Source organism: Paraconexibacter sp., assembly GCF_041602235.1.
GTDB lineage: Bacteria > Actinomycetota > Thermoleophilia > Solirubrobacterales > Solirubrobacteraceae > Paraconexibacter.
Window position 1 is genome coordinate 1 of the sequence record NZ_JBFIGP010000124.1, and the last position, 10,291, is coordinate 10,291.

Genomic DNA, 10,291 nt, shown 5'->3' on the forward strand with positions numbered 1-10,291 from the left:
CGATGTTGCGCACGAACACGTCCGCGACGCCGTTGGTGTCGCCGCTGACGAGGTCCCGGGCGAGCGACTCGAACGACACGACCGCGCCGTCGTCGCTGATCGCCGGGGTGCTCGAGCGCCCCGACCCGGACGTGCCCTTGGGGGTGACGCTCACCAGGCTGGTCGTGCCGGTCCGGCGATCGTGGACGAAAACGTCCTCAGTGCGGTTGGTGTCGTTCGGTACGAGGTTCGACGCTCTGGACGAGAACACGACGAACCGCCCGTCACCGGAGATGGCGGGCGGACCGCTGTCGCCGTTGGCCTCCTGGCCCAGGCTCGTGACGGACACGCGGGTCAGGGTGCCCGCCGCGTCGCGGACGAAGACGTCGGCGGCCCGGTTGGTGTCTCCCGCGACGAGGTTGCTGGCCGTCGAGACGAACGCGACGGTCGAACCGTCGCGGCTCAGCGCCGGCGACGTCGAAGGGCCGTTGGCCGCCGGCAGCCCGACGCCGGGATCCGAGACGAGCGTGCGCGCGCCGGTCGCCAGGTTGACGGTGACGACGTCGCGGATCTTCCCGTTCGCGGATCCGGGGCCGAACGTGGTCGCCGCGGTGTCGAAGGCGGTGATCGTGCCCAGCCGGGAGATCGTCGGATTCCCGCTCGCGGCATCGGGGGTACGGCCCTCCGCGTCCGTCGAGAGCGCGGCGGTGCGCACGGGCAGCGACGCCGCGAAGGCCGACACGGGGGCCGCCAGACCGATGAGACAGCCGACGAGGCCGGCGCGGAGGGCTGACGATGGCGCGATCGCAGCCCGGTTCACGGTGCGGGTTCCCGTCCCGGCTTGGTGGAAGGCGCCGAAGGCGCCGGCTCGGACGCGGCGGGTGCGGGCGTGGGCGCCTTGGTGGGGGCGGGGGTCGAGGTCGGCTTCTTGGTCGCCGGCGACTTCGCCGGCGTCGGGCTCGCCCTGACGGGGGTGACCGGGGCGGCGACGGCCCGCGGCGGCGCGACCGACGGGGCGGGGGTCGCGACGGCGGTGCCCCGCGCGGGGGCGACCGGGGCGCGGCGCGCCCGGGCCTCGCGCCGCGCAAGCGACGCGCGTCGCAGCTCGGCGGCCTTGCGGCGCTCCTTCGCGCGTCGGGTGTCGAAGCTCGAGCGCTGCGCGTCGATCTCGGCGGCGCTCGCGCCGGGCGCCGTCGACGCGGCCGGCGTGCGCGGGCCGGCGACCGACGAGGTCTCCACCGTGGTGTCCGAGCCGCCGCTCACGGCGATGATGAGCACGATGCCGCCGACGATCGTGGCGGTCGTGATGACGCGGGCTCGGGCGCCGCGCAGCCACCAGCCCGGGGCCCGCAGCGGGAGGTCGTCCACGACCGTCGCATCGGTCGCGGTAGCCGGAACGTCGACCCGGGTGAGGTCCTGCGGCAGCCAGGCGGGCGCGCCGGGCTGCTGGGGGACGGGCCGCGGACCGTCCGCGGCGGCAGCGGCGGGAGTCTCGAGGAACAGCCCGTCGTCGGCGGGCGCCGCGCGCACGAGCTCCGAAGGACGCCAGGTGCTGGCAGCTTCCGTCGACGCGGACGGGGCTCGGACCTGCGGCACGGCCTGCACCGGCGGCACGTCCGGCTCGAGTTCCGGCGTCGGCTCCGGCTCCGGAGCGACGGACAGGGCGGACGGCGAGCGGAGTGCGCGCAGGCGCGCACCTATCCCTGATGCATCCCGTGTCATGTACTACCCCGCAAGACCCAGCACGATAGCCGTCCCGTCCGCGATACGCGTCACCACGTCAGAGAACCACGGTCCGGTGACGGATCGCGCCGCGCACGGTCGCGCCCACCTCCAGGACGTCGTGGGCGACGATCATCGGCGCCCACTGCGGAGAGCCGGCCCATCGGCGCTCGAGCTGCTTCAGGTACGGATAGGTCAGCAGGAGCCAGGCCGGGTGGCGCCGGGCCAGCAGCACGCCGATCAGGGACTGCAGCAGCAGTTGGTGCGAGGCCTTGTAGAACACCGACCAGGTCAGCGCGACGCCGCGCAGGCCCGGATGCCGGCGGTAGAGCCGCATCGAGTCCGTGAAACGCTGGCTCTGGCGGAGATAGGCCCGGCCACCGAGCTGGACGACCGCGTGGTGGACCAGGGCCTCGGGCGCCCATCGCACCTTCGCCCCCGCCTCGATGCAGCGCCAGGCCAGGTCGCAGTCCTCACCGCCCCAGCCGAAGGAGCGGTCGAAGCCGTCGACGCGCTCGAGCCAGGTCCGCGGGTAGGCGATGTTGCAGGTCTGGAAGTACGGGCCGCAGCGCTGCACCCGCTGGGTCCGGGAGTTGGGGCCGAGCAGTCCGACCTCCCGCGGGATGGGCTCGGTGCGGCCCTGCACCACCGCCTCGGGCTGGGCGTCGTGGTGCTCCAGGAGCGTCGACAGCCAGTCCGGGGCCGGTTCGCAGTCGTCGTCGGTGAAGGCGACCAGCGGAGCCGACGTCCGCCTCCAGCCCTCGTCCCGGGCCACGGAGGGGCCCGCGTTCTCCATCCGGTGGACCCGCAGCGGCAGATCCCCGGCCGCGGCGACCTCCGCCAGCACCTCGGGCGTGCCGTCGGTCGACCCGTCGTCCACGACCAGGAGCTCCCAGTCCTCCTCGGGCACGTCCTGCGCGCGGAGAGCCGCGAACAGCCCCCGAAGGCGGTCCTCGCGGTTGTGCGTACAGACGACGACGGCGATCCGGGGACGGCTCATGCCCGCACCAACTCCTGGTAGAGGGTCTCGTGGAGGTCGAGGGCCCGCGCCACCGAGAACATCTCGGCCCGGCGCCGGCAGGAGGCCACGATCGACGGGTCGCCCGCGCACTCCAGCGCAGCCAGCAGCGCCGTGGCGACCGACTCGGCGTCGGGCTCGGCGAACGTCGCGCCGACGCCGGAGTCCCCGATGATCTCCGGCGCAGCCCCGTCGGCGGCGCCGACCACCGGGGTGCCACACGCGAGCGCCTCGGTCAGGACGAGCCCGAACGCCTCCTTCTCGGAGGCGAGGGCGCTCACCCAGGCCGATCCGTAGAGCTCACGCAGACCCTCCGCACGAGGGTCCAGGTCGACGAACTCGACCCCGTCGGCCGCGAACTGCGCCGCGAGCGACGGATCGGACGGCTGCAGCAGCAGCAGCCGCGCCGTAGGACGTTGACGCCGGAGGACCCCGAAGGCCTCGACGAGCAGCGAGACCCGCTTACGGGGATCGTCCAGGGCGCCGACGCAGAGGATCGTCGGGTGCTCGGAGCGCGCCGCGCCGGGACGGAACCGCTCGAGGTCGACGCCGGGATGGATCACGTGCGCGTCGACGTCCAGTTCGCGCCCCACCGCCTCGCGGGCGGCCTGGCTCAGCGCGACGACCGCCGTCGCGTCCCGGCACGCCCGCTGCCACAGCCCCAGCGAGCGGCGGTGGCGGCGCAGGGCGCGAGCACGGGGGAGACCCATGATCGAGAAGACGCTGGGCCGGCGGGTCACGCGGGACCAGGCGCCGGCGGCCACCGCGTCACCCGGGAAGAACGCCTGCGCGACGTCCTGCCGGTGCACCAGGAGGTCCGCGGCGAGCAGCGGCATCTGGGAGGTGTGCTGGGGAAACCCGAGGCGCGCAGCCGGCCGATGGGGCGGGCGCCAGTGCCGGGTCACCCGCACGCCCTCCTCCGTGGCCGTGCTCGGACGCCCCGGATGCGTGGTGACGATGCGCGGCGTGTGCCCGCGCCGGTGCAACCCCACACCGAGGTCATGGACGACGCGCTCGGTGCCCCGGCGAACCTCTGGCCAGTAGGCGGGCGTGAGCAGGGCGACGCGCATCGGGCGGGAAGGGTAGCGGGCGTCGCCGCCGGGTCACGGCCACTACCCTCACGCCCGATGCCACCAGCACTGTCCGTCGTCGTCCCCGCCCGTGACGCGGCCGCCACGATCGAGGCGACGCTCGAGGGACTGGCCGCCCAGGAGGTGCCGGGCGGCATCGAGATCATCGTCGTGGACAACGGGTCGCTCGACGACACCCCCGAGCGCGTCGAGGCGGCGGGCGTGCGACTGCTGCGTCGCGAACGCGGCGCGGGACCCGGCGCCGCCCGCAACGACGGCGTGATGGCCGCCGGCGCCCCGAACATCGCGTTCACCGACGCCGACTGCATCCCGACGCCGGGATGGGCGGCAGCGGGCCTCGCGGCCCTCGCCGACGCCGACCTGGTGCAGGGGAAGGTGCTGCCCGACCCGAGCGCGACACGTCAGCGCTTCGATCGGACCCTCGAGGTGGTGCGGGAGCGCGGGTTCTACGAGACGGCCAACCTGTTCGTCCGCCGGTCGACGTTCGAGGACGTGGGGGGCTTCCGGGACTTCCTGCTCGAGGACGATCCGGCCGCCCGGCCGCTCGGCGAGGACGTGCTGTTCGCGTGGACCGCGCGACGGCACGGGGCGCGCACGGCCTTCAGCGAGCAGGCGCTCGTGCACCACGCCGTCTTTCCCGGGGACCTGCGGACCTTCGTGGCCGAGAAGGGACGCCTCGTCGACTTCCCGGCACTGATCCGCGAGATCCCCGAACTCCGCGAGCACGTCGCCTACCGGCGCTACTTCCTCAACGCCCGCAGCGCAGCGTTCGACGCGGCGGTCGCGGGGGTCGTGACCGCCGCCGTCACGCGACGTCGGTCGCCGTTGCTCCTGGCGGTCCCGTGGTGCTCGCAGACGGCGCGCAAGGGCCGGCGGGCCGGGTGGCCGCGAGGTCTCGTCGTCGTGGCGATCGACGCGCTCGGGGACGCTGCCTCGTGCCTCGCCCTCGTGCGCGGCTCGTTGCGCCACCGCACGCCGCTCGGCTGACGGGCGGCGGCTCCTAGAGGATGGCGAGGGTGTGGCGGTGCGCCGCCACGACCGCCTCCCACGAGTTCTTCCACGAGAACACGTCCACCCGTGCGCGGGCCCGGACGCCCAGGGCCTCCCGGTCGGCCAGCGCCCGGTCGAGCGCGGCGGCCAGGTCGTCCGGATCCGCCTCGCAGTACTCGGCGCCATCGGCCATGACCTCTCGATGGGCCCCGGCGTCGGCGAGCACGGACGGCACGCCGCGGGCCGCAGCCTCCAGGGGCACCAGCCCGAACCCCTCGCCCTCGGCCAGCGACACGTAGATCGTGGCGCCGCCCAGGAGGTCCTCGAGCTGGGCGTCGTCGAGCGAAGTGCGGACCTCGACGTTCGCGAGGGTCGCGCCGTGCGCGGCCGCCGCGGACCCCTCCGGGAGCACCGCGACGAGGCGCAGGCCGCGGCTGGCCAGCAGCTCAGGAGCCCATCGCAGCAGCTCGGTCACGCGTTTGTGCGGTTTGTCGTTGCCGACGTACAGGGCGTACGGCCGCGTGCGGTCGGTGGTCCCGGCCGGTGCCGGCAGCACCGCGAGCGGCGCCACGAGCACGCGGTCCGCCGCGAGCCCGAGCTCGGCACTGATGCGGTCCCGGGCGTACTCGCTGATGGTGAGCACCGCGGGGGCCAGACGGGTGTTGCGGGCCAGGAGCGCTCGGAAGACGACCGCGCGCGCGTCCCGGCGCTCGAGCTGGAGCGTGTCGTAGAGGGTGAGCAGCGTCGGGGGGTGGCGAGGAGTCAGCGCGTACGGGTAGCCGGCGTGCACGAGCTTGGCGCCGGCCGCCCTCGCCGCGCGCCCGACGGCACGGGGCTCGGAGAGGCGCGGGGACCTGTCGGGCACCTGGTCGCGCTCCAGGACCGCGACGGGCCAGGGGTGCTCCCGCGCCTCCTCCCGCCAGGCGGCGATGACCCGCCCGATGCCCGTCCGCGGCCGCTCGCGCCGCATGTCCACCAGGACGTCCGCGCGATCAACGATCGGCACGGGCCGCCCTGATCAGGTCGACGAGGACGGCGGTCTGCGTGCGCGAGCCCAGCTCACCCACCACGCGCTCCCGGCCGCGTGCGCCGAGCGCCCGCCGCTCGTCGGGTGACATGTCGAGCACCTCGCGCAGCGCCTCGGCGGTCGCGGACGCGTCCCCCGCCGGGACGAGCCGCCCGCAGGCGTCGCTGACGACCTCGGGAAGGCCGGCGGCATCGCTGGCGACCACGGGGATCTCCATCGCCAGAGCCTCCTTGGCGATGACCGGCATCGAGTCCGCATCGCCGTCGGGCGCGATCACGCACGGCACGGCGACGACGACGGCACGCTCGAGCACCTCGCGGACGGCGCTCGGGGCCAGCGCGCCCGCGAAGGTGATCCGGTCGGTGACCCCGAGTCGCTCAGCGTCCTCCCGCAGCGCCTCGAGCTCCGGTCCCGCCCCGACGATCACCAGACCCTCGAACGCGGGGTCGTCCGCGAGCAGCGACACGGCCTCGACGAGCACCGGGAACCCCTTCTTCGGGACCAGGCGCCCGACGGCCACGACCGGTCCGCGCTCGGGGACCGGGGTGCTGCGCCGCCAGGTCTCACCGTCGACGCCCATGACCACGCGGTGGATCCGCTGCGCCGCCGCCGCACTGCCGTGGCTGCGCAGCGCCGCGACCGTGAAGTCGCTCCCGGTCGTGCTGAACGCCGCGCGCTCGAGCTTCTCCGCGAGGTTCCGCCGCGTCCGGAAGATGTCGTAGCCGTGTGCGGTGAAGCTCCACGGCCGCCCGAGGAGGTCGGCCACCCTGAGCGCCGTGAGCGCCGCGCCCGCCGCGAAGTGGGCGTGGAGGTGCTCATCACCCCGCCCCGCGATGCGCCGGGCCATCGGCGCCAGGGAACGCAGCGGGAGCACCGGCTCCTGCTCGCGCCAACGCGACCGGCTGCGCAGGTCCGCCACGCACCGCAGCGGGGCGCGGGTCACGAGCCACGCGAGGTCCGCGATCTTGCGGAGCGGTCCGTCGTCCTCGAGGTAGTGCACGTCGAGACCCTCGGAGAGCTCGCGCGCGGGGGTCCGGCCGCGGCCGTGCGCCTCCAGGCGGACCCGGATCCCCAGGTTCGCGAGCTCGCGGGCCTCCTGGGCGACGAACGTCTCCGACACCTCCGGGAACTGGTCCACGACCAGGCACACGGACGGGAGGTCGGCGGCGGGCCCCGGGGCCGCGTCGGCGGAGGGCGCGGCCTTGGAGGGCGGGGTGTTGGCGAGCAGTCCGCCCGCCGCCTCCGAGCAGAGGACCAGCGCGTCGATGAGCTTGTACCCGGCGCGGCGCGGCTTGCCGCGCAGCATCCAGTAGCCGCACGCGGCCACGCAGCGCGACACCGGTCGCAGGATCCGCGGTCGCATCCTGGACCCGACGTGGCGCACGGCGATCCACCGGCGTCCCGCCCCGTACCGCGCGTACTGACGCACGAGCTGCCGGATGGTCTCCCGCTGCTCGTGCAGCACGGCGGCCTCTTCGCGGTACTCCAGCTCCCAGCCGGCGTCCTGCAGGCGCCAGCTGAAATCGCAGTCGCCGCCGGACCGGATGCCCTCGTGGAAACCGCCGACGGCCTCCCAGACCTCGCGCCGGACCGTCAGGTTCGCCGTGGCGCCGAACGGCTTGTAGGCGTTGCGCATGTGCATCGCCTGCTTGTTCTGCTGGCGTGTGATCGTGTAGCGCGACACCCAGGTCGTCGCGTCGAGCACGGGGTGGACCGCGCCGACGACCGCGCCGACGTGCTCCGCCGGGACGGGCTCGAGCATGGCGGACAGGAGGTCCGGGCGCGGGCGGCAGTCGGCGTCCGTGAACGCCAGCCACGGGTTGCGCGCCGCGGACGCGGCCACGTTGCGGGCGTGGTACGAGGACTGCTCGCCCGTCGCGCGCACCACCCGCATCTGCGGGCGCTCCCCGGCGCCGCGCTCGAACGTCGGCGTCACGCAGTTGTCGGCGACGACGATCTCGTCGTCGGGACCGAGCTCCAGGACGCCGAGCGCGTCCGCGAGTTCCGCGGCGTCGTCGGCACTGCCGCAGAACGGCACGCAGACGCTGACCGCGGGGCGTGGATCAACCACCGTAGGACCTCCGTCGCCGCAGCGCCTCGAGGAACCCGATCCGGCCGTTGAGCAGACCGTCCGGTACCGAGACCCGCTCCCGCCGCCCGGCGAGGCGCCAGCCGGCGACGCGGCCGCGCAGACCGGCGGTGCTCCGGTCGCGGGTCAGCTGGCGCGCGAGGATCGCCGCCTCTCCCGCGACGGCGAGCCCCGCCGTGCGCGGATCACGGAGCACGCCGTACTTGCGCATGAGGTACCCCCGGCTGTGGCCCTTGTCGCCGAGCTGACGGTCGGTGCGGTGCCCGAAGGTCACCGACCCCAGGTGGACGGTGACCGCGTCGAGCGCGGGACGTGCGGCCCATCCGGCCGCCCGGATTCGCAATGCCACGTCGAGATCCTCCGAGTAGGAACCTATTGCGAGGTCGAGATAGCCGACCTCCTCGAGAGCTGCCCTGCGGTACGCCGCCGCGCCGCCGCTCGGTCCGAGCAGGCGGGAGTGGTCCAGGCGACCGACCTCGTCGAGGCGGGCGCCCCAGTGACACGAGAAGCCCGCGACCGTGGGGTCCGCCTCGATGCCGACGCCTTCGAGCCGCTCCCCGTCCGGGCGGACCATGACCGGCGCGACCATGCCGATCCGGTCATCGCCGCGCAGGACGGCGAGCATCGCCGGCAGGAAGCCGGGGCGCGGCAGGAGATCGTCGTTCAGCAGCGCGACGAACGGGGCCGATCCGGCGCGCAGGCCCGTGTCCGCGGTGACCGCGAAGCCGCCGTTCTCCGCGCGCTCGATGATCCGGGCGTCGGGATGGTCGCGGCGCAGCCGGTCGACCGTGTCGTCCCCGGAGGCGTCGTCCACCAGCCACAGGGTCGCGCCGTCCAGGTCGCCGAGCCCGGCCACGCACGCGGCCACGCGCTCGGCGCCCCGGTACGTCGGGATCACGATGTCGAGGTCCGCGAGCGACGTCATCACAGGACGCCCGGGAGGTCCCGGCGCCCGGCCCGGAACCCGCGCGCGAGCGCGGCCTGATGCATGGCCCACAGCAGGGGCGCGAGGACGCGGTCGGGCAGTCGGCGTGGCGGTCGCAGACGCAGGAGCAGAGGGGCCAGGGCAGCGCCCAGCGCGATCTTCACGCGGCCGGGGTGCGGCGTGCGGAGCCCCGGGCGCTGAGCGTGGATGGCGTTGAACAGCACGGTCGTCCGCCCGATCCGCTCCTGACGCCGCAGCGAGTCGTCGAGATCGTGCACGTGGTGGTGCCAGGCTCGAAGCTCCGGCGCGAGCACCAGCCGGAAACCGCGGTCGTGCAGGCGCAGGGCGAAGTCGTACTCCTGCCAGCCGTAGGAGGCGAAACGCGCGTCGAAGCCGCCCGCCTCCTCGAACGCGCCGCGGTGGAGCGAGAGGTTGTTGGCGTAGAGCTCCGCCGGATCGGAGCGCCCGGCCTCCAGCTCGCCGTACGCGTGGGACATCCCGCGCCGCGCGAGCCAGCGCATCACGGGGGTGATCTCGATGCCGGGATGCCAGACGACGGGGCCCAGGACCCCGGCACGGGGGTCGTCCTCGGCGAGCAACCGGTCCACGTGACCGCGCAGCCACCCCGCGTCGGCGGGCACGACGTCGTCGTTGAGGAAGACGAGCACGGCGCCGGACGCCACGCGTGCGCCGGTGTTGCGGGCCGCCGCGACCCCGGGGCTCGACTCCTCCAGGAACCGGGCACCCCAGGCGAACCGCCCGACGCGCTCGCGGGCGGCGTCGACCGCGGCCGGAGCGGAGCCGTTGTCCACCACGAGGAGCTCGGCGTCGAGGCCCGCGAGATCCTGGCGTTCCAGCGCGTCCAGCACCTCGGGCAGGGTGTCGGGACGGTCCTTCGTCGGGAGGATGACCGAGACCCGCGGACGGCTACTTGCCGGCACCGACGTAGGCATACGAGTAGTAGGTGTACGTCTCCTCGTTCTCCGGACGGATGCCGGTGATCACCGTGCCGGTCGGGCGGGCCGGGAGGTTCGACAGCGCGTCGATCAGGGCGCGCGCCTGCTCGCGCGTGGTCTCGTTGCTGCGCACGCAGACCGCGAGGGCGTCCACCGCGGGGATGAGCCGCAGCGTGTCGACGACGGGGAGGACCGGGCTGGTGTCCAGGATCACGAGGTCGTACGCGTCCCGCACCTCGGCGAGCAGGTCCCGCATCCGCTGGCTCTCCAGCAGCTCGGCGGGGCGGGCGACAGGCGTCCCCGCGGCGATGCAGACGAGGGTCGGGCCGCCCTCCTGCTGGTCGGGGCGCAGACGGACGGTCTGCAGCACCTCGGCCGGTGTGGCGTTGCCACCCAGGTAGTCGCTCAGGCCGGGGGAGCGCTCGATGCCCAGCCGGCCGGCGAGCGACGGGCGTCGCAGGTCGCACTCGATCAGCAGGGTCAGCTGCCCGGAG

The 10,291-nt window shown here is 74.6% G+C and carries 10 protein-coding genes; 1 reads left to right on the plus strand and 9 read right to left on the minus strand.

The window, feature by feature from the left end; translation table 11 throughout:
- The 4 genes from ABYE80_RS11355 to ABYE80_RS11370 form a co-directional block, all read right to left on the minus strand.
- Positions 1-721: TolB family protein (locus tag ABYE80_RS11355; RefSeq protein ID WP_372790391.1), on the minus strand; the 721-nt coding region annotated here is incomplete at its 3' end.
- Positions 722-795: 74 nt separating this feature from the next.
- Complete coding sequence (locus ABYE80_RS11360) at positions 796-1,509, minus strand: hypothetical protein (protein WP_372790392.1); 714 nt, start codon at positions 1,507-1,509, stop codon at positions 796-798.
- Positions 1,510-1,759: 250 nt separating this feature from the next.
- Entirely contained in the window at positions 1,760-2,701 is a 942-nt protein-coding gene (locus ABYE80_RS11365) for a glycosyltransferase family 2 protein (protein WP_372790393.1), read from the minus strand.
- Positions 2,698-3,789, minus strand: a complete 1,092-nt coding sequence (locus ABYE80_RS11370) for a glycosyltransferase family 4 protein (protein WP_372790394.1) — start codon at positions 3,787-3,789, stop codon at positions 2,698-2,700. The genes ABYE80_RS11365 and ABYE80_RS11370 overlap by 4 nt, the downstream gene beginning before the upstream one ends.
- 57 nt (positions 3,790-3,846) lie before the next feature.
- On the opposite strand from ABYE80_RS11370, the gene ABYE80_RS11375 reads away from it, so the two are divergent.
- Positions 3,847-4,797, plus strand: coding sequence for a glycosyltransferase family 2 protein (locus ABYE80_RS11375; protein WP_372790395.1), 951 nt, complete (start codon positions 3,847-3,849; stop codon positions 4,795-4,797).
- A 13-nt stretch (positions 4,798-4,810) separates the two neighbouring features.
- Here the strand turns inward: ABYE80_RS11375 and ABYE80_RS11380 are convergent, their stop codons facing one another.
- The 5 genes from ABYE80_RS11380 to ABYE80_RS11400 all read right to left on the minus strand — a co-directional run.
- Positions 4,811-5,806 (minus strand): glycosyltransferase, encoded by a 996-nt coding sequence (locus ABYE80_RS11380; protein WP_372790396.1) that lies wholly within the window; start codon positions 5,804-5,806, stop codon positions 4,811-4,813.
- Positions 5,793-7,898 (minus strand): glycosyltransferase, encoded by a 2,106-nt coding sequence (locus tag ABYE80_RS11385; RefSeq protein WP_372790397.1) that lies wholly within the window; start codon positions 7,896-7,898, stop codon positions 5,793-5,795. Before ABYE80_RS11385 ends, ABYE80_RS11380 begins: the two co-directional genes overlap by 14 nt.
- Positions 7,891-8,841 carry a glycosyltransferase family 2 protein gene (locus ABYE80_RS11390; protein ID WP_372790398.1) on the minus strand — a complete coding sequence of 317 codons (951 nt, stop codon included), beginning with the start codon at positions 8,839-8,841 and terminating at the stop codon, positions 7,891-7,893. Before ABYE80_RS11390 ends, ABYE80_RS11385 begins: the two co-directional genes overlap by 8 nt.
- Positions 8,841-9,794, minus strand: a complete 954-nt coding sequence (locus tag ABYE80_RS11395) for a glycosyltransferase family 2 protein (protein ID WP_372790399.1) — start codon at positions 9,792-9,794, stop codon at positions 8,841-8,843. Before ABYE80_RS11395 ends, ABYE80_RS11390 begins: the two co-directional genes overlap by 1 nt.
- On the minus strand, positions 9,769-10,291 hold a 523-nt coding region (locus ABYE80_RS11400; protein ID WP_372790400.1), incomplete at its 5' end, for a CpsD/CapB family tyrosine-protein kinase. The genes ABYE80_RS11400 and ABYE80_RS11395, both read right to left, overlap by 26 nt.

Coding starts and splice junctions, on each gene's coding strand:
- ABYE80_RS11375 (WP_372790395.1), top strand. CDS start 3,847: ATGCCACCAGCACTGTCCGTCGTCGTCCCCGCCCGTGACGCGGCCGCC.
- ABYE80_RS11390 (WP_372790398.1), bottom strand. CDS start 8,841: ATGACGTCGCTCGCGGACCTCGACATCGTGATCCCGACGTACCGGGGC.
- ABYE80_RS11370 (WP_372790394.1), bottom strand. CDS start 3,789: ATGCGCGTCGCCCTGCTCACGCCCGCCTACTGGCCAGAGGTTCGCCGG.
- ABYE80_RS11365 (WP_372790393.1), bottom strand. CDS start 2,701: ATGAGCCGTCCCCGGATCGCCGTCGTCGTCTGTACGCACAACCGCGAG.
- ABYE80_RS11395 (WP_372790399.1), bottom strand. CDS start 9,794: ATGCCTACGTCGGTGCCGGCAAGTAGCCGTCCGCGGGTCTCGGTCATC.